The sequence below is a fragment of the Mesorhizobium sp. CNPSo 4689 genome, from assembly GCF_057784325.1.
This window is the reverse complement of the sequence record NZ_JBWLUZ010000026.1, coordinates 18,865-38,264: the sequence shown is the minus strand read 5'-3', so window position 1 is coordinate 38,264 and position 19,400 is coordinate 18,865. Positions and strand designations below refer to the sequence as shown.

Below are 19,400 nucleotides of genomic sequence, written 5' to 3'. Positions count from 1 at the left end.
CGGAAAACCGCTACGCACTTTTCCTGGAATTGCTTCTAGGCGCCCAGCTCTTCCGCCTTGCGCAGCCACACCTTGTTGTCGTGCAGCGCGGCGCCGCCATAGGGCGCCGGCGCATCGGCGCCGGTCAGCACGTTGATGCCTTCGCCGCGCTCATGCGCGCTGTTCGGCCAGATGCCTTCGGCGATCACGACGCCGCGCTTGATGCCGTCGAATAGTTTGGCATGCAGCACCACTTCGCCGCGCTGGTTGCCGACCTCGACGCGGGCGCCATCGGCGAGCCCGAGAGCGGCCGCGTCGTCGGGATGCAAAAGTAATTCGGGCCTGCCCTCCTTGGCCTTCGACACCGGCGTCTCGGCGAAGGTCGAGTTGAGGAAGTTGCGCGCCGGCGAGGTCGTCAGCCGGAACGGGTGCGCTTCATCCGCCACCTCGATCAAGTCGACATGATCGGGGAATTCCGGCAGCCGCTCCACCGGGCCGAACAGGCCCATACTTTTCGGCGGCCGGTTGGGCGCCGCCTGCCCGGTCCAGTCGGCGTGGAAGCGGAATTTTCCATCCGGATGGCCAAAACCATTGACGAAATGCGCGGCCTCGAAGTCCGGCTGCAGGTCGACCCATTTTTGCTCTTTCAGGCTGTCGAAGCTGCCCAGCCCGCGCTTGCCGAGAATGATGTCGATGTGCTGCCTTTCGGTGAGGCCGAAGCCCGGCCGGTCGGCGACGCCGAGCCGCTTGCCAAGTTCCTCGATGACGAAGTGGTTGCTGCGAGGCCCTGCCGGCGGGTCGATCAGCTTCGGGCCGAGCGTGATGTGCTGGTTGCCGCCGCCCTTGTAGACGTCGTCATGCTCCAGAAACATCGTCGCCGGCAGCACGACATCGGCAAGTATTGCCGTATCGGTCATGAACTGCTCGTGCACGCAAGAGAAGAGGTCGTCGCGCAGGAAGCCTTGCTTCACCAGCCGCTGCTCGGGCGCGACATTCACCGGATTCGTGTTCTGGATCAGCAGCGCCGTCACCGGCGGGCCGCCATAGAGCGCGTCCGCCGCTCCGGTCAGCACAGGGCCGATGCGCGAATGGTCGAGATGGCGGACGCTGGGGTCGCGCATCGCGGCGCCTTCGAGCACATCCTGGTTCAGCTTGAAGATGCCGGAATTTGAGTGGAAGGCGCCGCCGCCTTCATACTGCCAGCAGCCGGTGACGGCGGCGATGCAGGACGCCGCATGCATGTTGACCGCGCCGTTGCGCTGGCGCGCAAAGCCGTAGCCAAGGCGAAAATAGGTTTTCTTGGTCGTGCCGACGAGGTGGGCGAAGGTCTCGATCTCGGCCACGTCGAGCCCGGTGATCGAAGCCGCCCATTCCGGCGTGCGCTCCTTTAGATGCTCTTCCAGCCCACGCGGATCGTCGGTGTATTTTTCCAGATAGGCGCGGTCGGCCATGCCATCCCGGAACAGCACATGCATGACCGCGCAGGCCAGCGCGCCATCGGTGCCGGGCTTCAGCACCAGGCCGAGATCGGCCTGCTTCATCGTCGCGTTCTCGTAGACGTCGATGACGACGATCTTGGCGCCACGCTCCTTGCGCGCCTTGATGGCGTGGGTCATGACGTTGACCTGCGTGACCACGGCATTGGTGCCCCAGATCACCACGCAGTCGGACTTCGCCATCTCGCGCGGGTCAGGCCCGCGCAGCGCGCCCGCCCCCATCATCCAGCCGGTCCAGGCCAGGTTGGTGCAGATCGAGCCGAAGAAGCCGGAATACTTTTTCGCGTAGCGTAGCCGGTGGATGCCGTCGCGCTGCACCAGCCCCATCGTGCCGGCATAGTAGTAGGGCCAGACCGTCTCCGAGCCGTGTTTTTCCTCGGCCGCGATGAACTTCTCGGCGACGAGATCGAGGGCTGCTTCCCAGCTGGATTCCTTCCAGGCGCCTTCTCCCTTGGCGCCGGCCCGCACCAGCGGTTTCAGCAGGCGGTCGGGGTGATGGACGCGGTCGGCATAGCGGGCGACCTTGGCGCAGATGACGCCAGCCGTATAGCTGTTGGCCTTAGCGCCATGGACGCGGCCGATGCGCTTGTCGTCGAGCAGTTCGACCTCGAGCGCGCAGGTCGACGGGCAATCATGTGGGCAGGCCGAATGGCCGATGCGGAGCTTGGCGTGCTGGTTCATGGGGTTTGTCTAGCGAGTTTCGGGGATGAGGTGTAGGGCCAGACGATTAGCCAATCTCCCCCACGTGGGGGAGATCACACTACCCCTACTCCGCGGTGCCTTCCTCATATTCCGCCGACATGGTCAGCCACTTCTCCTCGTGACCGGCCAGCGTCTGGGCAAGCTGCGAGCGCTCCTTGGCGAGCCGTGTCGCTGTCGAGGGATCCTTCTCGTAGATCGCCGGATTGGCGAGTTCGTCCTCGATCAGGTCCATGCGCTTACGGATGCGGTCCATCAGCGCTTCGGTGGCGCGGATTTCCTTGGCCAGCGGCTCGAAGGCGGCGCGGCGCGCCGCCGCATCGCGGCGGCGGTCGGCCTTTGACGCCTTTTCCGCCTCACGCTTGCCGCGGCGGTCGCCCGACACGCCAGTGACCAGCGTCTTGTAGTCCTCGAGGTCGCCGTCATACGGGTTGACCGCGCCATTCTTGACCAGCCACAACCGGTCGGCGGTCGCCTCAAGCAGATGGCGGTCGTGCGAGATCAGGATGACGGCGCCGGGAAACTCGTTGAGCGCATGGATCAGCGATTCACGGCTGTCGATGTCGAGGTGGTTGGTCGGTTCGTCGAGGATGAACAGGTTCGGCCCCTCGAAGGCCGACAGGCCCATCAGCAGCCGCGCCTTCTCGCCGCCCGACAGGTCCTTGGCGGCGGTGTTCATCTTTTCGGTGGTCAGGCCGAACTGGGCGACGCGGCCGCGCACCTTCGATTCCGGCGCTTCCGGCATCAATCGGCGGACATGCTCATAGGCGTTTTCCTCCGGGCGCAGATCGTCAAGCTGGTGCTGGGCGAAGATCGCCACTTTCAGCCCGGGCGCCACCGTCATGGTGCCGGTCTCCTGCTTCAGGCGCCCGGACAATAGCTTGGCGAAGGTCGACTTGCCGTTGCCATTGGCGCCGAGCAGCGCGATACGGTCGTCGGCATCGATGCGCAGCGTCATCTTCTTCAGGATCGGCTGGCCTTCGGTGTAGCCGACATTGACGCTGTTCAGCGCGATGATCGGCGAGGCCACCGTCTTGACCGGCTCGGGGAAGGAGAACGGCCGCACCGTGTCGTTCACGATCGCCGCGATCGGCTTCATCTTCTCCAGCGCCTTGATGCGCGACTGCGCTTGCCTGGCCTTGGAAGCCTTGGCGCGGAAGCGCTCGACGAAGGACTCCATGTGTTTGCGCGCCGCTTCCTGCTTGACGCGACCCTTCTCCTGCAATTCGCGCTGCTCGGTGTACTGGCGCTCGAACTGGTCGTAGCCGCCGCGCCAGAAGGTCAGCTTCTTCTGGTCGAGATGGACGATCGAGTTGACGGCGCGGTTGAGCAGGTCACGGTCGTGCGAGATCAGAAGCACGGTGTGCGGATATTTGGAGACGTAGTTCTCCAGCCACAGCGTGCCTTCGAGATCGAGATAGTTGGTCGGCTCGTCGAGCAGCAACAAGTCGGGCTCGGAAAACAGCACGGCTGCCAGTGCCACGCGCATGCGCCAGCCGCCGGAGAAGGACGAGGCCGGACGGCGCTGCGCCGCATCGTCGAAGCCGAGGCCGGCCAGGATGGTGGCGGCGCGGGACTCGGCCGAATGCGCATCGATGTCGGCCAGCCGCATGTGGATGTCGGCGATGCGGTGCGGATCGGTCGCCGTCTTTTCCTCTTCGAGCAGCGCCTGGCGCTCGACATCGGCCTTGAGCACGATCTCGATCAGCGGCTCCTCGGTGCCCGGCGCTTCCTGCGCCACCTGGCCGATGCGGGTGTTCTTCGGCAGGCTGATCGAACCGGTCTCGGAGGGGAAATCGCCGGTGATGGCTTTGAACAACGTTGTTTTGCCGGTGCCGTTGCGGCCGACGAGGCCGGCCTTGGTGCCGGCCGGCAAGGTCAGCGAGGCGTGGTCGAGAAGCAGGCGCCCGGCCATGCGCAGCGAAAGGTCGTTGATAACAAGCATGGCCGCGCTTTTGCACGGGACACCGACGCTTCGCAAGGGCTTGCGGCTGGGTTGGCCGTATAGGCCACGCCGTCGACGTCGGACGTCCAGACTGCACTGCCTGAATCGGCCCGACCCGCGTTGCCGAGCAAAAAATCGATTCAACAGACAACTTGAAGTTCAGCCTCAACATATACTAGCGCATCGCGCGCGCTTCGGATGCGCAAGGACCAGAAAAACCTCTGCTCCGGCCACGATATTTTTTCGAAGAATTGATTTCAATTTTAGCGCCGATGCTGTGACCTTGTCTTTGCGCCTCAATTCGACTTGGGCGCCAAGAAGAATTTACTTGGTCAGGACCCCATCATGGACGAGGCAGCGAACGATCTGCGCGCGCTCAGATATGTCGCCGACATCACCCGGAAATTGGCGAAGATGCTTTCGCGCACGCGCTATCACATGCTGGTGTATTTTCTCGAGATGACGGCGGTCGAAGCCGACAATCTGGCGAACGCGCAAGGATCCGAAACGGATGGGCGCTCAGACGCCGCCGGAACCGAGAAACTGATAGGGCAACGTTGGAGCACGTTAGAGCACATCAAAGCGCGTCGCGTTGAAACGGATTCACGCGAGGCGCTTCAAGTCTTTGGTTTTATGCATGTCGCCCAAAAGCGCCGCGCACTTTGGGCGACATATCACATAGTTCGCGATCAGCTCTTGGCCTTGCGCTTGGCCGCCTTGGCCGGAGCAGCCAAGGCAGGCTTGCGGCCGAGCCCGGAAGACTTCGCCAGCGCCGAGCGCGTCGCCGAATAGCTGGGCGCCACCATCGGATAGTCTGGCGCCAGACCCCATTTGGCGCGGTATTCGTCCGGAGTCAGCCCGTGGTCGGTGCTCAGGTGCCGTTTCAGCGACTTGAACTTCTTTCCATCCTCGAGGCAGACGATGTAGTCCGGAAATACCGACCGCTTCGGATTCACGGCCGGCGTCAGCGCCACGCTCTCCTTGACGGCGCTGGCACCAGCCAGCTTGCGCACCGAGGCGCTGACACTGGCGATCAGGTCCGGCAGGCCGGCGGCCGGAAGCGGATTGTTGCCGACATAGGCCGAGACAATGTCGGCGGTGAGTTCGATTGCAGTCCTGTCATCGATATTGTTCAATTTTTTTCCCTCTGCTGGCGATCAAGTCGCCAGCTCTTTTGAAGACTTCTTTGGATGTATCGATTCGCCCCGTTCCCCAACGGACCATCAAGAGTCAGTAACCCATGCAGACTCAATACGGTCCGATATTTTCATACCCGCCTACGGCGGCGCAAATTAGAAAATCTAATACTTGGAAGCGGTCGACTTTGAGTGTACGGAATCAGACAGAATCTCGAGAATACGCTTCCAACGGGCACAACGACCGAAATCTTTCTGCTCAATCGCCTTTTCTGCCTTCATTGCGGCATAGAGCGGCGCCTCGGCGCCGAACTCCCTGACCAGCCAGTGCGCTTCCTGTCTAGCGCGGCGTTCATCCTCGTCAAGCATGGTTTTCGGCCTCCGAACCTTCGATGCCAACCGCAATGCAACTGCCGATGACGAGGACGGCGCCGGCAATGGCCGTCATCGTCAGCCTTTCGCCCGAGAGCGTAAGCAAAAGCGTCGAGGCGATCGGTGTGAGATAAGCGACGACAGCGACCTTGCCGCCCTGGTCGAGCTTCAGCGCCCGCGACCAGAAATAGTAGCCGAGGCCCATCGGACCAGCGCCGAGATAGAGCCCGGCAAGCAGGTATGGGCCGATGTCCCAGGCGACACCGTCGTGAACGCACCACAGGAATGTCAGCGCCACGCCGACCAGCGCCGAAGGCAGCAGCAGGCGGTCCGGTGACGTGGCAAGGCGACCGACGACGATCGAATAGAAGGCCATGCACAGCGCCGACCCGAAGGCGGCGAGATAGCCGGCGAGATTGCCCTGGAACCACGACTGTTCACGCCCGCCCGAAATCACCAGCGCAACGCCGACGAAGCCGAGCGCGGCGGTGATGCCGAGCAGCGCCGGACGACGCGGCCTGTCGAGGACGATGATCGCCGCCGCGACCATCAGCGGCCAGGTGTAGGCAACGAGATTGGCCTCGATGACCGGCATCGAGGCGAAGGCGACATATTGCAGGATCATGGTGCCGACAAGGCCGATGATGCCGACGGCGAACGGCACCACATTGCTCGCGAAGTAGCTTGGCTCCCCCTTCTCTCCTTGTGGGAGGAGGCGGCGGATGAAGGGTGCTCCAGCCTGGCGCCGACGAAAGTCGCTGCTCATCACACGGATCAAGGCAAAGACCAGGGCGGCGCCAATAAATTGCAGGAACTGCACCTGCGACACCGAATGGCTTGCGAGCAGGGATTTGCCGACCAGCGCGTTGGTCGCCCACAGCGCGACCGCGCCAGCGGCAAAGACCAGCGCGGACCTCGAGCCCGACCCGCCCAGGGCGGACCGGAACGGGAGTGTATGCTCCTGTTTGACCATGATCTGTTCCGAAATCGAAGGTCAGTTCAGCAAAAACCGGTTCCCGCCCATGGCCTGCTTACCATGATTCCCTTGCGCCGCCCGGCACAGCCGCGTCGAGCGGCTGCGGCACCGGGCGTTCCTCCTCGTGGCGGCGGTAGGCCGGCAACTGGTTGGTCCACACATCCTCGGCCAGTTCGTTGACCCATTCGCGGTCGTGATCGTTGTCGGCAGCGAGGTAGAACATGCGGTTGTCGTCGACATAGGGTTTTGCAACCGAGCGCTGGTTGAGCACCAGCGTGACGCGCTCGCCGAGCTGGATCGGTGCTGTGCGGTGGAGCACGCCGAGGAACTGACCGAGCGTGGCGTAGTTCATCTTGTGGTCGATGCGCATGACGCGGTTGCGCGGGATCTCGCGGCCGGATTCGAGGATGGCGCGGCCGGTCTCTGAATCGTCGCAATAGATTTCGAGATGGCCGCCGACCAGCGGATCGCTGATCGATAGCGGGATCAGCTCGGTGACCGGAACGCCGTCGCAATGCCAGTCGACGGCGCCATCCCTGGGATTCATGAAGGTGACGGTCGAGCCGACGATCGACAGCGGATAGGGTTCCAGCTTGGTGCCCATCATGTCGGAAAGCCGCTCCAGGCGCAGCTTGTCGTGCAGCAACTCCTTGATTTCGGGAATGAAACGGTCGGCCCCGGTGATGAAGGTGAGGTCGAGGTGCTTGTGCACGGCGTGGCTGGCCTTGAGCTTGAGCGCAGCCTCCTCGATCGCAGCAAGCAGCGCCGGGTCATAGCCGTGACGATACTGCGCGACGCCGAAACTAGACACTTTCCAGGCCGTCTCGTGGCCGATGATGGCTTCACGGCTCATCGCATAGCGCAATTCCGGGATGGTATGTGCGTTCATTGTACTTCTCCAGGATCGGGGACAACACTTGAACGACAGTCGATTAAATTAGCACCCCCTGTAAAATTAGGAATGCTGGTGCTACCCTAAGCCCAGCTTAAGGTCGAAACCGTGCGTCTGCTCAGTCAGGTCAACCTCAATTCGCTGAAAATCGTGGAGAGTGCCGCGAGGCACAGGAATTTCACGCGCGCCGGCGAAGAGCAGTTCATCACCGCCTCCGCGGTCAGCCAGCGCGTCAAGAGCCTCGAGGACCAGCTGCGCTTCAAGATATTCCAGCGCGGCGGCAATGCCGTCTCGTTGACGCCTGAGGGCGAGACCTATGTGTCGCGCGTGCGCGAAGCGCTGGAGCGGATCGTGGCGGCAAGCATGGAGGCGACCGGACAGTCGCAGGCGCATGTGCTGAAGATTTCGGTACTGCCGACCTTCGCGGCGCGCTGGCTGTTCCCGCGCCTGCCGGCGTTCCAGCAGCAATATCCCGATATCGAGATGCGGGTCTCGACCTCCTATGCCACGCATGAATTCGCGACGTCGGAGTTCGACCTCGAAATCCGCTATGGCGACGGCCACTTCCCCGACCTGAAGGCGGATCTTCTGTTCAAGGAAGATCTGACGCCGGTATGCAGCCGCAAGCTGTTCCACGAAATTCTCGGTGACAAGTCCTTGTCCAAGGTGACGCCGGAGGATCTGCGCTATTTCACGCTGCTGCATTCCGACACCTGCACCCAGAACTGGCAGTCATGGCTGGGCTTTGCCGGCGCCAGCTTCGTGCTCGGCGAGGCCAAAAGCATCTATTTCGATTCCTGCATGATGTCCTACGAGGCGGCCAATGCGGGCATGGGCTTCGCCGTGGCCAACCGCGCCTATATGGCGAGCGACATCCGCGCCGAGCGGCTGGTGGCGCCGTTCGCGGTCCACCATCCCAACACCGCCGGCTGGTATTTCGTCAGCCCGGATACGACGCTGGCAGCGCGCAAGGTGGTGCTGTTCAAGCAATGGGTGATGGCCGAGGCAGCGCTGACGCAACGCCAGCTGGACATCGAGATGAGCGGCGAACGCCAGCAGTGAAGGGCGGCCCACCAGAACCGCCGAACGAACATCAAAGCCAATACATCAATTAGATTGCCTCTTGGCGCATGTTCAAGTTTGCAACTTGCATAGTCCAAGGCAACAATTGAATCTCGAGACGTTTCCCCGAGCAAGCCACCTACGCGATGCACGTTTGCAACAGCCCGACGGCTGTACGCATTCGTACAATGACGCAACGGCAAGACTCAGCTATGTTTCCTTGTGCGGCGGGCCTGATTTCCCCGCTTGGCCGGCGCTTTCAGCTTCCTCCCAAGCAGCGCCGGCCTTCTTTTGCGGCCAGCGTGATTTCCCGCCCGATGTCCTGGTCGGGGCAAACGCCCTTTCCCTGAGAGGCTTCGTCGCTATTGCGCCGGTGGCGTGCCAGCCTGATCACCGCCAGTCGCCGACTTGGGTACCGCATTCTTGTCGACCTGCGGATTCTGGTCGACGGGCGCTTTGGTCGGCGGGATGTTGTTGTCGCAGGCAGCGAGCGCGAGCCCCAAGGCCAGCAGCATCGGAAGCTTCTTCATGACAACCTCCTCTCGTTCGCCCCTTTGATCAGGTGCAAACGATGCGGTGCCGGTTTGGTTGCACGGCAAGCCGGCCGCAGGAGGGCGGAACCAAATGCTCTCTCTCCGGTTGGTCCGCCGAAGGAGTATTTGATCATGATCCGTCTGCTGATTGTTGGCCTGTTCGCCTATGCGACCTATCGCTTCACCAAGAAGGTCATCGACGACGTGCCGGATGATTTCGATCCGTTACCGGTGCCGAGCGACGAGCGCCCTGCGCTGCGGCGCCAGTCGGCCGCGATGGGTGTGGAGCCGAGGCGATAGATTGCGAAGTCGACGGCGGCACCTCGTGGGGGAGATCGACAGCTTCGACGTTGCGAACAAAGCGGAAACGATGCTTGATGGGCGATGAACCTTGCTGCCCGTGATTCGATCTTCCAGCCTGCCTATCTCGCCAAGCTGAACGACCAGCAGCGCCAGGCGGTCGAGCATGGCGACGGCATGGTTGCCGCGCCGCTGCTGGTGATCGCGGGCGCCGGGTCCGGCAAGACCAACACGCTAGCCCATCGCGTCGCGCATCTGATCGTCAAAGGCGCCGACCCGCGCCGCATCCTGCTGATGACGTTTTCGCGCCGCGCCGCCGCGGAGATGGCGAAGCGCGTCGAGCGCATCGCCGGCGAGGTGCTGGGGCGCGACGCCTCGGTCATCACGGACGCACTGACCTGGGCCGGCACCTTCCATGGCATAGGCGCGCGGCTGTTGCGCGACTATGCGCTGGAGATCGGCCTCGATCCGGCCTTCACCATCCATGACCGCGAGGATTCCGCCGACCTGATGAACCTCGCCCGCCACGAGCTTGGGCTCTCGAAGACGGAAAGCCGCTTTCCGACCAAGGGCACGTGCCTGGCGATCTATTCGCGCGCCGTCAATGCGCAGGCGCCGCTCGGTGAGGTGCTGGGTTCGGCGTTTCCCTGGTGCGCCGGCTGGGCAGAACAGCTGAAGACGCTGTTTTCCGCCTATGTCGAGGCCAAGCAGGCGCAGAACGTGCTCGATTACGACGACCTACTGCTCTACTGGGTGCAGATGGCCGCCGAGCCGGAGATCGCGGCGCATCTCGGCAGCCGCTTCGACCATGTGCTGGTCGACGAATATCAGGACACCAACCGTCTGCAGGCGTCGATCCTGACGGCGTTGAAGCCCGACGGCTCCGGGCTGACCGTGGTCGGCGACGACGCGCAGTCGATCTATTCCTTCCGCGCCGCCGAAGTGCGCAACATCCTCGATTTCCCAAAACAGTTCGCTCAGGCAGCCGCGATCGTCACGCTGGAGCGCAACTACCGCTCGACCGAGACCATTCTCGCCGCCGCCAATGCGGTCATCTCCGAGGCCTCGGAGCGGTTCACCAAGAACCTGTGGACCGAGCGCAAATCCTCGCAGAAGCCGAAACTGGTCAGCGTGCGCGACGAGGCCGAGCAGGCCAACTACGTCTGCCAGGCGATCCTGGCCGATCGCGAGGCCGGCACGGTGCTGAAATCGCAGGCGGTGCTGTTTCGCGCCTCGCATCACAGCGGGCCGCTGGAGATCGAGCTGACGCGCCGCAACATCCCCTTCGTCAAGTTCGGCGGGCTGAAATTCCTCGACGCCGCCCATGTCAAGGACATGCTGGCGATGTTACGCTTTGCCGAGAACCCGCGCGACCGCGTCGCCGGTTTTCGCGTGCTGCAGCTCCTGCCCGGCATCGGCCCCTCGGCCGCATCGCAAATCGTCGAGACCATGGCGACGTCGCTCGACGAGGCGATGGGGCTTGCCCGCTACCGGCCGCCGCAGCGCGCGGCGGAAGACTGGCCCGCCTTCATCACGCTCTATTCCGGCTTGCGGACGGGCGCGAAATGGCCTGCCGATCTCGAACAGGTCCGGCTCTGGTATGAGCCGCACCTGGAGCGCATCCATGAGGACGCGACGACGCGGCGGGCCGACCTTCTGCAGCTCGAGCAGATCGCATCCGGATACGCCTCGCGCGAGCGCTTCCTCACCGAGCTGACGCTCGATCCGCCGGATGCGACCAGCGACCAGGCCGGGCCGCCGCATCGCCACGAGGATTATCTCATCCTGTCGACCATTCATTCGGCCAAGGGCCAGGAGTGGAAAAACGTCTTCGTGCTCAATTCCGTCGACGGCTGCATTCCGGCCGATCTCGGCGTCGGCACCAAGGAGGACATCGAGGAGGAGCGCCGCCTGCTCTACGTGGCGATGACGCGGGCCAGGGACAGCCTGCATCTGGTCATGCCGCAGCGCTTCTTCGTCCACGGCCAGGCGGCGCGCGGCGACCGCCACGTCTATGCCTCGCGCACGCGCTTCATCCCGGCCTCGATCCTTTCCACCTTCGAACAGACGGCGTGGGCGAGCGTCCAGGCCAAGGACGATCCGCGCCGCCAGCCGCAGGTGCGCGTCGACCTCGGCGCGCGCATGCGCGGCATGTGGAAATAGGCCGCAACTCCCACTTTGCCGGCAACCAAAGACCGCGCCTTGCGTTGATCCGCGTTCAGGCGGAGCACGACAATGGAACCCGTAGTGGCGGCGGCAATGATCCTGCTTTCATGCAGCCCGGACATGGTTTTCTGTCACCCGGCTCAGACACAGCCCGTCGTCTATCCAGGCATTGCCGCGTGCACCGCCGCCCTGCCCGGCAGGCTGGAAGGCACCGGCATGGTCGGGCAATGCCGGCCGATCGACGGAACGATACTGATGCCCGGGCAGAGGGTTGCCACGGTTCGCGTCACGCGAGGGACCGGCCCCGATGCCGTTTCCACCGACTACCTGGTCCTCCACGCCCCCGACGAGACGGACTGATCCGACCTCGGGCGTCGCGACAAACAGCGCCTCGATCAATGCCCTTTCTCGACATGCGTCAGGGATTTTAGCGGTTGATCGCGATGGAACCATCGGCCGCCTGATGGATTTCGGTTAGCAAAGCCCAATGCAAAGGAGGCCGAGATGAGAAAGCTGATCCTCGCGACCATGCTCGCCATGGCCACGCTGGCGCCGACGGCGGTTCCAGTGCAGGCGGCAAGTGTGACGATCACCACCGATGACGGCTGGGGCCGCGATCGTGACAGTTACCAATGGCGTCGCCATCATCACCGCCAGTTCGCCATGCGCGACAACGACGACAGGCGCTACTGGCGCCATCATCGCCACCACCGCGACTGCGGCGTCAGGGTGCATAAGCGCTGGCATCACAACCGCCTGGTCATCAAGAGGGTCTGGAGCTGTGGCTTGCACAGAGGCTGGGACTGAGACCGGTTGGCACCGCTCGCGCCGTGAGCTCGGCGCGTAGCGGACGCTGAGAGCTGCATTGCCATCCGCCTAGTGAGGCAGGGAATGCGTTTCGTACCATCCGCCATGAGTTGGCGGCAGAGATTGGGGCAACTCGCCGGGAGGCTGTTCGTCAATGTCGTTGCCGCCCTTATCGCCGGCATCGCCATCCTGTTTCTGGTGCTGTCAGCGCATTTTGAGGCGCCGACATTCGCTCCGGGCCAGATCACGACGGCCGCGTCCGTCCCGTAGGCCCAGGACTATCCCACTCACCCTGTAGCGCAACGCCTCGACCAGCGCCCTACTGCCCCGAAAAAAGCCCCTCACCATGGAACCTCATGCCACCCTCCGCGTTCTCTGGCGTTCGACCCCAACCGGAAGAGCGGCGACCGCCGCCTTTTTCGCCCAACCCGAGAGGCCAGAATGCACGACAGGATGTTCTTCACCCCGGTCGCCGTCACCGTTGGCGCCGGTCACAAGCGCATGATCGCGTCGCTGTTCGACATGCACGAATTCCTGACCGAATTCCCGCCGTCGCGGCGCCGCCTGAGCTATGGCGCGGCGGTGAAGGCCTGCGAAGCGGCACGTGCCGGCGATGTCTCCGCCGAGGCGGCGCGCGATGCGCTGATCAGCTTCGCGGTGACCGCTGGCGTGCTCTGGCCTGCCGCCCAGCCCGCCGTCTCGGTCAAGCCGGTCGCGCGTGGTTTTGGCGGCTACGCCGCTTGATCGTGAATAGTGAATGGTGGAATAGCTGATGGCGTGCAGGCGGATAGCTGCTCAGCACTTACTATTCACTAGTTTCAGTGGACGGTCGCGGCGTCGCCGACCGCTGGGCCGCGCAGCCCGGTCGTTTCGAAGCTGACCTGGTCGCGGCCGTTCGACTTGGCCTTGTAGAGGTGCTCGTCGGCCACCCGGAACATGTCGGCATAGGTGGTCGGGCCGCTGAAGGCGATGCCGCCTATGCTTACGGAAAGCGGGCAAGGCCGCCCACCCGGGGCAAATTCCACCTCGCGGATCCGCCGCCTTATGCCCTCGGCGACCAGCCAGGACTGCGAGGAGTCGGCGCCGGGAAGAAAGACCGCGAATTCCTCGCCGCCAATGCGACCGACGATGTCGGCGCCGCGCAGTTGGTCCTGGATCGTCTTGGCGATCAGCTTCAGCGCCTGATCGCCGCAATCGTGTCCGAGGCGATCGTTGATGGTCTTGAAGTGATCGGCGTCGACGATCAGGAACGCACCGGCATTGACGACCGCATGGCTGCGGGCCTGATCGAGATAGGCTTCGACGAGCATCGAAAACGCGCCGCGGTTGAACACCGCCGTCAGGCTGTCGGTGGCCGCGACGATGCTCAGCTCCCTCTGGGCGATGGCCAGCTGGCGCATCTTGTACATCAGGAAGAAGAAAAACGAACCGGCCAGCACCAGCGGCAGAAACAGGTCGGTCAATTGCGCGTGCCACAGCGCCTCGGGCGACAGATGGGGGAAATTGAAGGAATCGACGAAGAACGCAGCGCCAATGCAGATCGCCGTGCCGACCACCGTCACCACTATGACCCTGCCCCAGCTTGTCGGGGACAAATCGATGCGCATGCCATTGCTCCCGCTACGTCAGATCATCCTGAAGTGGGAAGGCAAATGAAATCCTAAGATCGGAGTTGCAATCCGAACATGGTTAAGCTTTTCCCCGCAAAGACACTAATGTTCGACACGCTAATATTTATTGGCCGCACCAGCGCAAAAAAGACCCCGCCACTTGAGTGGCGGGCCTTCAGACTGCCGGATGTTGTCGTCAACGCGTGGCAGGCGCGCTACCGGCGCGAGATCAGCAGGCACAGCTGCCGCAGCTCGCGGTCATAGGTGCCTTCGCTGCTGAGCACATCGACGCAGCGCTTCTTCAAGCGCGTCAGCTGGCTGGTCGACATCTGGGCGACGACGCCGGGCAGACCCAGCGTGCCAGGATTTGCCGCAGTGCCGAGGATGCCGGGAATGCCAGGTGTTCCAACCCCGGTGCCGACACCGACATTGGCGCTCGTGCCGTCGAGCGTCGTTCCCAGCGCTCCATTGACCCCATTGCTGGTGCCCGGGGACGCATTGGTCCCTACGCCGTTGGTCCCGCCCAGGGACGCCGCAACCCCGGCACCGCCGCCACCAAGGGTGGCATCGGCATTGGCGGCACCCGAGCCGCCGATCGAAGCGTTGGCGCTGGTGCTGCTGCCGCCGAAGGAAGCATCCGCGTTGCCCCCATTGGCGCCGCCGACATTGCCGTTGGCTGAATTGCCGCCGATGGAAACGCCGCCAAGGCCACCAAGGCCAACCTCAGCCGCATTTGCGGGAGCGGCGAGAATAACGATAATCGCTCCACTTGCAAAAGTTCCAGCGATTTTTCGAACGATACTATGCATGACACTCTCCTTTGTTGCCATCCAGTTCCTGCATCGCAATTTCCTGGAACAAATCCGCTATATTGCTCATGCAGCAAGGGCTACGCTTGGAGATGCACTTCAGTTTCGCCGCTCTTTCTGTTTCAGTGAATCCTGGTTTTTGAATATTTCATTAATGCGCCAAAACAAATCATGCTTTATTCTAAAACTTTAGAAGTTCCAATATGCTACATGCCCGATCCCAAAATCAGGCATAGGCGCGGCCTTCCTCGCTGCGCTGGAACAGCATCAGGTCGAGCGGCACGGAGGGTCGGCCGAGCACGGTCAGGATCATATGCGCCTGGCCGCGATGGTGGGTCTGATGGTTGAAGAAGTGGCTGAGCGCCGGCGCCAACCGCTGCGAGACGGTGCGCATGTCGGTAAGCGTCATGTAGGAGAAGCGGCCGGCGAGCGCCTTGTCGCTCATGCCGCCGACCCAGTCGATGATCCTCTTGTCTTCCGCTTCGCGTGCCAGGCTGAGGACAGACAAGGCGCGGTGGATGATCGTGTCGGTCCTCGAAGGTGCGTCGCCCTCGCCGGTGAAGCGCTTCATCCAGACACGGTCGGCGGCCAGCAGATGGTTGAGCGTGCCCGCCATCGAGCCGAAAAAGGCGCCGACATCCCTTTCGAATTCTTCGTCCACGAGATCGGCGGCGGCCTCGTAGATGCGTCCATTGGCCCATTGATTGTAGGCCGCAAACATCATGAAATGCTGTTTCATCTCTTTCACCGGCTCGCTTCGAATCCCGGCTCTACCTAGAGCAAAGGATGTTGTGATGGAAACGGAATGGCTCCATCAGTCATGCTTTTGCTCCAACCAGAGGAACGGCTCCGCCAATGACCATTGTGCTCTATGAACTTGTCGGGCGCGATGCCGCGCGCCCGTTCAGCCCGCATTGCTGGAAGATCGCGATGGCGCTCGCCCACAAGGGGCTGGACAGTTCCAGCGTGCCGACGCGCTTCCTCGAAGTGCCTGCCGTCGAGGGTGGTATTTCGAAGCTCGTTCCGGTGATCCGTGATGGCGAGAAGGTGATCGCTGATTCCTTCGCCATCGCGCTCTATCTCGACGAGACCTATCCGGAGCGGCCGACCTTGTTTTCCGGCGACGGCGGCAAGGCGATGGCGCGCTTCATCGAACGCTGGTCGCAGTTGACCATCCATCCCTACATCAACACCGTGGCGGTCATGGACCTGCACGCCATGCAGGACGAGCCGAATGCCGCCTATTTCCGCCAGAACCGCGAGCAGCGCTTCGGCAAGCGGCTGGAAGAGGTGGTGGCTGGCCGCGACGCCGGACTAAACGCCTTCCGCGCCTCGCTGGAGCCATTGCGCTCGATGCTCGGCTACCAGCCTTTCATTGGCGGCGCCTCGCCACTTTTTGCCGACTACATCGTCTTCGGCGCGCTGCAATGGGCACGCATCGCCTCGCCCTACCGGTTGCTTGAGCATAGCGACATCGTGGCGCAATGGTTCGAACGCTGCCTCGATCTCAATGGCGGCCTCGGCCGCACGGTGGCGGCGGCGTAACCGCCAACCGCTTCCGAAATGCGACAAAGCGGGCGCGCTTGCGTCGCTTTGCACGCCTCATCGCTGCCTTGATCGAGGCCAAGAAGCAGCGGCCGGTGAATCCGGGCGACCACAACGAAGGCAATATAGCGGCATGACCTCAGGTCCGGATTTCTCCGACGACTTTCGCACCGGGCTGGAAACGCTGCTGCGCTGGCGCCGCGACGTCAGGCGCTTCAAGCCGACGCCGTTGGCCGACGGCACGCTGGAGCGGCTTCTGGAACTTGCCAGCATCGCGCCGTCCGTCGGGCTCAGCCAGCCCTGGCGCTTCGTCGTCGTCGAAAGTCCGGAGCGGCGCAACGCCGTGAAACGCTGCTTCGAGCGCTGCAACGCCGAGGCGCTGGCATGCTTCTCGGGCGAGCGCGCGGCGCTCTACGCGCGCCTGAAGCTGTCCGGACTCGCCGAGGCGCCCTGCCAGTTCGCGGTCTTCGCAGACCGCACAACGGGGCAAGGCCACGGCCTGGGCCGCCTGACCATGCCGGCGACGATTGACTATTCGGTGGTGATGGCGGTGCACACGCTGTGGCTGGCGGCGCGCGCGGAAGGCATCGGCGTCGGGTGGGTCTCGATCCTCGATCCGGCCGAGATGACCGAGATCCTGGACACGCCGCCCGAATGGACGCTGATCGGCTATTTCTGCGTCGGCTATCCGAGCGAGGAGCACGACATACCGACGCTGCAGCGCGAGGGCTGGGAGCAGCGGCGGCCGCCGGTGGTGATCAGGCGGTAGCGCCGGCTACCTCGCTTCATCCTCTTGCACCAGCCTGACACAGATTGGATCGCCCTCCTCCATGCGCGCGCATTGCCATTCCGGGCCAAAGCCGAAATCCTGCTTCAGCTGGGGCAGGAACAGCAGGGTCAGGGTGATGACGGTGAAAAGGACGGCCACGAAGAGGATGCCGGTGATGTCGCCGCGTTTGAGGTAAGGCCAGTTCATCGCCTTCGGCTCCGCTGCCGCGATGCTCCAGGACTTGGCGCCTGGGCCTGTGCAGCCGTCTAATTATCCCGCAAACCTCCGGCCTTGGCCAGAAGCCGCCTCCCCTTGGCAAGGACCGAAGCGGCTTGTATAGAGCCCGCCACTCCAATTCCCATTCTCAAAAAGCAAGGACGACCCAATGGCGATCGAACGCACCTTCTCCATGATCAAGCCCGACGCGACGCGGCGCAATCTCACCGGTGCCATCACCCAGATGCTTGAGGATGCCGGCCTGCGCGTCATTGCTTCGCGCCGGGTGTGGATGAGCCGCCGCGAAGCGGAAGGTTTTTACGCCGTGCACAAGGAACGTCCGTTCTTCGGCGAGCTGGTGGAGTTCATGTCCTCGGCGCCGACCATCGTCCAGGTGCTGGAAGGCGAAAACGCGATTGCCAAGAACCGCGAAGTGATGGGCGCCACCAACCCCGCCAACGCCGCCGAAGGCACCATCCGCAAGGTGCATGCGCTGTCGATCGGCGAGAATTCCGTGCACGGCTCGGACGCGCTGGAGACCGCCGCGCAGGAGATCAAGTACTGGTTCTCCGACACCGAGATCGTCGGCTGATCCGGCATCGCCAAATCTGATCAAAAGGCCGGCGCTTCGCCGGCCTTTTTTATCCGCCTCAGCTTCGGCCCCAAGATGGCGCGGTTCGAGGATCCAAGAAACGTCCCGTAGCGATCCTTCGCGCCCCCCTCTGTCCTGCGGCGTCAGAGGTCTGCCCTTGGTGAAACCTCAGCTCGCGGCGTTGAAGCGCAGGATGTCCTTGCCGTCCTTGTCGGTGATGGTGAGCTTGCCTGCATCGACATGGTAGGAGGCGGCCCTGGCCAGCGCCTCGAACAGCGCCTTCTCCTCGGCCATGACATCAGGCGCGCAGGCCTTGAAGGTCGAACCGATCTCGCTGATGGCGATCGTCGAACCGTCGACCTTCGCGGTGGCGAAATAGACGTTGCAGGGGCCGCTGCCGCCGGCCTTGCCGGCTTCGCTCACCCGGAACGTCGCCTGCGGCTCCGCAATCACGCCGATGCCGTCGATATATTCGACCAGCCAGCTCTGGCCGAGCAGGGCGCCGGCCGCCTTGTCGTCCGGCGCCACCATCTTCAGCATGATCGTCTGCGGCGCATCGCTCAGCGGGTCGACCTGATGGCGCGTATCGGAGATGAACATCAGCCTGTCGTCGACGGTAATGCGCGCCTGCAGCGCATAGGTCATGTTCGGGCGGATCACCTGGGGATCGAAGCTGATCTCGAACTTGATCGGCACCTGGCCAGCCGGCGCCACCTTGCGCTCGCCGATGATCGCCGCCGGCGCATCGGCCAGCGACACGTCGGCTAGCTGGACGGAGAGCACGGCATTGGGCGGCAGTGCGATGCGCTCGCGATACATCACCTCGCCCTTCAGGGTCTTTTCGGCGGCATTGGACATTTCCGGCACCGCCAGCATGCCGACGAGCAGCGGCACGAAACCGAAGATGAAGAATTCGGCGATCCTGTCCAGCATGACCTTGCTCCCCTAAACGCGCCAAACAGGCAAAGGCTGGAGCAGGATTGCGGTCAATGCATGGCTGCGACGAGCCTTATTCGCGCGGCGGTGCTTTCCAACGGCTGGTGGCCTTGTCGTCGGTTTCCTTGGCGTCGACCCACCCGCCCGCGGAGCCGTCGGCATGGTGCTCTTTCTTCCAGAAAGGCGCGCGAGACTTCAGATAATCCATCAAAAAGTTCGCGGCCTCGAATGCCGCGTGGCGATGCGCGGACGCCGTCACCACCAGAACGATGTTCTCGCCCGGCCGGACCTTACCGTGACGATGGATGACGGTGAGGCCGTGCAGCGGCCAGCGTTCGATCGCCTCGGCGGCGATGCGCGCGATCTCGGCCTCGGCCATGCCGGGATAATGTTCAAGCTCGAGTGCGGCGAGCCGGCCCTGCTCGTCGCGGCAGAGACCGGAGAACGTCACCACGGCGCCGATGTCGGCGCGGCCTTCGGTCAGCCTGGCGATCTCGGCAGCAACGTCGAAATCTTCGCGCTGGATGCGCACGACAGGCACCACCGCGCCGGACATGGTT

24 protein-coding genes are annotated in these 19,400 nt (G+C 63.3%); 11 read left to right on the top strand and 13 right to left on the bottom strand.

What is annotated here, in order from left to right; all coding sequences use genetic code 11:
* Nucleotides 1-35 precede the first annotated feature (35 nt).
* Together AC04SI_RS25160 and AC04SI_RS25155 are read right to left on the bottom strand one after the other, a co-directional pair.
* Nucleotides 36-2,156: a molybdopterin-dependent oxidoreductase gene (locus AC04SI_RS25160; protein ID WP_404280947.1), complete on the bottom strand. Its 2,121-nt coding sequence runs from the start codon at nucleotides 2,154-2,156 to the stop codon at nucleotides 36-38.
* An 85-nt stretch (nucleotides 2,157-2,241) separates the two neighbouring features.
* Nucleotides 2,242-4,119, bottom strand: coding sequence for an ABC-F family ATP-binding cassette domain-containing protein (locus AC04SI_RS25155; protein WP_404280945.1), 1,878 nt, complete (start codon nucleotides 4,117-4,119; stop codon nucleotides 2,242-2,244).
* A gap of 345 nt (nucleotides 4,120-4,464) precedes the next feature.
* Here AC04SI_RS25155 and AC04SI_RS25150 point away from each other — a divergent pair, with 345 nt between their 5' ends.
* Complete coding sequence (locus AC04SI_RS25150; protein ID WP_488475069.1) at nucleotides 4,465-4,911, top strand: hypothetical protein; 447 nt, start codon at nucleotides 4,465-4,467, stop codon at nucleotides 4,909-4,911.
* Here the strand turns inward: AC04SI_RS25150 and AC04SI_RS25145 are convergent.
* The 4 genes from AC04SI_RS25145 to AC04SI_RS25130 form a co-directional block, all read right to left on the bottom strand.
* Nucleotides 4,809-5,255 (bottom strand): Ros/MucR family transcriptional regulator, encoded by a 447-nt coding sequence (locus AC04SI_RS25145; protein ID WP_404280941.1) that lies wholly within the window; start codon nucleotides 5,253-5,255, stop codon nucleotides 4,809-4,811. The two genes, AC04SI_RS25150 and AC04SI_RS25145, sit on opposite strands and share 103 nt — an antisense overlap.
* A 165-nt stretch (nucleotides 5,256-5,420) precedes the next feature.
* A complete protein-coding gene (locus tag AC04SI_RS25140; protein ID WP_006201563.1) occupies nucleotides 5,421-5,624 on the bottom strand; it encodes a hypothetical protein in 204 nt (67 codons plus the stop codon).
* On the bottom strand, nucleotides 5,617-6,600 hold the full coding sequence (locus AC04SI_RS25135) for a DMT family transporter (RefSeq protein WP_404280938.1): 984 nt from the start codon (nucleotides 6,598-6,600) through the stop codon (nucleotides 5,617-5,619). Before AC04SI_RS25135 ends, AC04SI_RS25140 begins: the two co-directional genes overlap by 8 nt.
* 58 nt (nucleotides 6,601-6,658) lie before the next feature.
* Nucleotides 6,659-7,492, bottom strand: coding sequence for a hypothetical protein (locus tag AC04SI_RS25130; RefSeq protein ID WP_488475068.1), 834 nt, complete (start codon nucleotides 7,490-7,492; stop codon nucleotides 6,659-6,661).
* Nucleotides 7,493-7,603: 111 nt separating this feature from the next.
* Between AC04SI_RS25130 and AC04SI_RS25125 the strand changes: the two genes are divergently transcribed.
* Entirely contained in the window at nucleotides 7,604-8,557 is a 954-nt protein-coding gene (locus tag AC04SI_RS25125; RefSeq protein ID WP_404280933.1) for a LysR substrate-binding domain-containing protein, read from the top strand.
* A gap of 362 nt (nucleotides 8,558-8,919) precedes the next feature.
* On the opposite strand, the gene AC04SI_RS25120 is transcribed toward AC04SI_RS25125, so the two are convergent.
* Nucleotides 8,920-9,087: a hypothetical protein gene (locus tag AC04SI_RS25120; protein WP_404280931.1), complete on the bottom strand. Its 168-nt coding sequence runs from the start codon at nucleotides 9,085-9,087 to the stop codon at nucleotides 8,920-8,922.
* Nucleotides 9,088-9,222: 135 nt separating this feature from the next.
* Here AC04SI_RS25120 and AC04SI_RS25115 point away from each other — a divergent pair, with 135 nt between their 5' ends.
* The 6 genes from AC04SI_RS25115 (at nucleotide 9,223) to AC04SI_RS25090 (ending at nucleotide 13,107) form a co-directional block, all read left to right on the top strand.
* Nucleotides 9,223-9,390, top strand: coding sequence for a hypothetical protein (locus tag AC04SI_RS25115; protein ID WP_488475067.1), 168 nt, complete (start codon nucleotides 9,223-9,225; stop codon nucleotides 9,388-9,390).
* A gap of 84 nt (nucleotides 9,391-9,474) precedes the next feature.
* Nucleotides 9,475-11,553: an ATP-dependent helicase gene (locus tag AC04SI_RS25110; protein WP_488475066.1), complete on the top strand. Its 2,079-nt coding sequence runs from the start codon at nucleotides 9,475-9,477 to the stop codon at nucleotides 11,551-11,553.
* Between the two features lie 72 nt (nucleotides 11,554-11,625).
* The gene (locus AC04SI_RS25105) at nucleotides 11,626-11,916 is read left to right on the top strand and encodes a hypothetical protein (RefSeq protein ID WP_404280925.1); all 291 of its coding nucleotides are present in this window, start codon (nucleotides 11,626-11,628) and stop codon (nucleotides 11,914-11,916) included.
* 144 nt (nucleotides 11,917-12,060) lie between these two features.
* Nucleotides 12,061-12,363, top strand: a complete 303-nt coding sequence (locus tag AC04SI_RS25100) for a hypothetical protein (protein WP_006201571.1) — start codon at nucleotides 12,061-12,063, stop codon at nucleotides 12,361-12,363.
* Nucleotides 12,364-12,447: 84 nt separating this feature from the next.
* Nucleotides 12,448-12,633, top strand: coding sequence for a hypothetical protein (locus AC04SI_RS25095; RefSeq protein WP_404280923.1), 186 nt, complete (start codon nucleotides 12,448-12,450; stop codon nucleotides 12,631-12,633).
* A 171-nt stretch (nucleotides 12,634-12,804) separates the two neighbouring features.
* Nucleotides 12,805-13,107: a DUF982 domain-containing protein gene (locus AC04SI_RS25090; protein WP_404280921.1), complete on the top strand. Its 303-nt coding sequence runs from the start codon at nucleotides 12,805-12,807 to the stop codon at nucleotides 13,105-13,107.
* A 74-nt stretch (nucleotides 13,108-13,181) separates the two neighbouring features.
* Here the strand turns inward: AC04SI_RS25090 and AC04SI_RS25085 are convergent, their stop codons facing one another.
* From AC04SI_RS25085 to AC04SI_RS25075, 3 genes are all read right to left on the bottom strand, one after another.
* Nucleotides 13,182-13,970, bottom strand: coding sequence for a GGDEF domain-containing protein (locus AC04SI_RS25085; protein ID WP_404280918.1), 789 nt, complete (start codon nucleotides 13,968-13,970; stop codon nucleotides 13,182-13,184).
* A gap of 218 nt (nucleotides 13,971-14,188) precedes the next feature.
* Nucleotides 14,189-14,782 carry a hypothetical protein gene (locus AC04SI_RS25080; RefSeq protein WP_404280916.1) on the bottom strand — a complete coding sequence of 198 codons (594 nt, stop codon included), beginning with the start codon at nucleotides 14,780-14,782 and terminating at the stop codon, nucleotides 14,189-14,191.
* 226 nt (nucleotides 14,783-15,008) lie between these two features.
* A complete protein-coding gene (locus tag AC04SI_RS25075) occupies nucleotides 15,009-15,521 on the bottom strand; it encodes a DinB family protein (protein ID WP_404280913.1) in 513 nt (170 codons plus the stop codon).
* Between the two features lie 116 nt (nucleotides 15,522-15,637).
* On the opposite strand from AC04SI_RS25075, the gene AC04SI_RS25070 reads away from it, so the two are divergent.
* Together AC04SI_RS25070 and bluB are read left to right on the top strand one after the other, a co-directional pair.
* The gene (locus AC04SI_RS25070; protein WP_404280911.1) at nucleotides 15,638-16,327 is read left to right on the top strand and encodes a glutathione S-transferase family protein; all 690 of its coding nucleotides are present in this window, start codon (nucleotides 15,638-15,640) and stop codon (nucleotides 16,325-16,327) included.
* Between the two features lie 133 nt (nucleotides 16,328-16,460).
* Complete coding sequence (gene bluB / locus AC04SI_RS25065) at nucleotides 16,461-17,096, top strand: 5,6-dimethylbenzimidazole synthase (RefSeq protein ID WP_404280909.1); 636 nt, start codon at nucleotides 16,461-16,463, stop codon at nucleotides 17,094-17,096.
* Between the two features lie 6 nt (nucleotides 17,097-17,102).
* Here the strand turns inward: bluB and AC04SI_RS25060 are convergent, their stop codons facing one another.
* Nucleotides 17,103-17,303, bottom strand: coding sequence for a hypothetical protein (locus AC04SI_RS25060; RefSeq protein ID WP_404280907.1), 201 nt, complete (start codon nucleotides 17,301-17,303; stop codon nucleotides 17,103-17,105).
* Between the two features lie 178 nt (nucleotides 17,304-17,481).
* On the opposite strand from AC04SI_RS25060, the gene ndk reads away from it, so the two are divergent.
* Nucleotides 17,482-17,904: a nucleoside-diphosphate kinase gene (gene ndk / locus AC04SI_RS25055; RefSeq protein ID WP_404280905.1), complete on the top strand. Its 423-nt coding sequence runs from the start codon at nucleotides 17,482-17,484 to the stop codon at nucleotides 17,902-17,904.
* Between the two features lie 168 nt (nucleotides 17,905-18,072).
* On the opposite strand, the gene AC04SI_RS25050 is transcribed toward ndk, so the two are convergent.
* Together AC04SI_RS25050 and AC04SI_RS25045 are read right to left on the bottom strand one after the other, a co-directional pair.
* A complete protein-coding gene (locus AC04SI_RS25050; protein WP_404280902.1) occupies nucleotides 18,073-18,837 on the bottom strand; it encodes a YbaY family lipoprotein in 765 nt (254 codons plus the stop codon).
* A gap of 76 nt (nucleotides 18,838-18,913) precedes the next feature.
* Nucleotides 18,914-19,396: a molybdenum cofactor biosynthesis protein MoaE gene (locus AC04SI_RS25045; RefSeq protein WP_404280899.1), complete on the bottom strand. Its 483-nt coding sequence runs from the start codon at nucleotides 19,394-19,396 to the stop codon at nucleotides 18,914-18,916.
* Nucleotides 19,397-19,400: the final 4 nt, after the last annotated feature.